Source organism: Mycobacterium sp. UM_Kg1 (genome assembly GCF_000972925.1).
Taxonomy (GTDB): Bacteria; Actinomycetota; Actinomycetes; order Mycobacteriales; family Mycobacteriaceae; genus Mycobacterium; species Mycobacterium hiberniae.
The window spans coordinates 1-697 of sequence record NZ_JRMK01000333.1 but is presented as its reverse complement, the minus strand read 5'-3'; the positions used below and the strand labels follow the sequence as shown (position 1 = coordinate 697).

The following is a 697-nucleotide window of genomic DNA, read 5'->3' as shown; positions in this document are numbered from 1 at the left end:
TATGCGATCGGGGACGGCGCGGACGGTACTGCGGAGAATCCTGACGGCGGTGCCGGTGGGTGGTTGTTCGGTGATGGTGGTGCCGGTTATTCCAGCACTGTCGACGGTGTGGCCGGTGGCGCCGGTGGCGCTGCGGGGTGGTTCGGCAACGGTGGTGTCGGCGGGGCCGGGGGCGAGGGCGCTGCCGGAGGTGCTGGGGGCGCCGGTGGTTGGTTGCTGGGCATCGGTGGTGCCGGTGGTGCCGGCGGCGATGGCGAGTTGGGCGGTGTGGGCGGTGCCGGTGGTGCCGGTGGCTGGCTGTTCGGCATCGGTGGTGCCGGCGGTGCCGGTGGTGATGGCGTTGACGGCGGGCACGGTGGGGATGGTGGCAGTGCGGTCGGCCTGTTCGGCGGTGGTGGTGACGGTGGCGATGCCGGTAACAGTGGTGTGGGTGGGGTTGCCACCCGGTTGCCCGCGCTGGGCGGCACCGGCGGCAACGGCAGCCTGCTGATGCTGGGATCCCACGGTGATGTCGGTCAGTTCGGTACCGGTGTTGCACTCAGCGGGGGCGGGACCGGTGGGTACTCGACGGCGGGTTCCTGGCTGATCGACAGTGACGGTCGCGTGGTGATCCTGCACGGCTTCGACCACGTGAACAAACTGGCGCCCTATGAGTTGTCAGCCAACGGATTCGGCGACGATGACGCGGCTTTCCTGG

The 697-nt window shown here is 69.9% G+C and carries 1 protein-coding gene; it reads left to right on the top strand.

The annotated features are described in order from the left end of the window. A partial coding sequence (locus LI92_RS24685) for a PGRS repeat-containing protein (RefSeq protein ID WP_046322597.1) occupies nt 1-697 on the top strand: 697 nt, incomplete at both ends.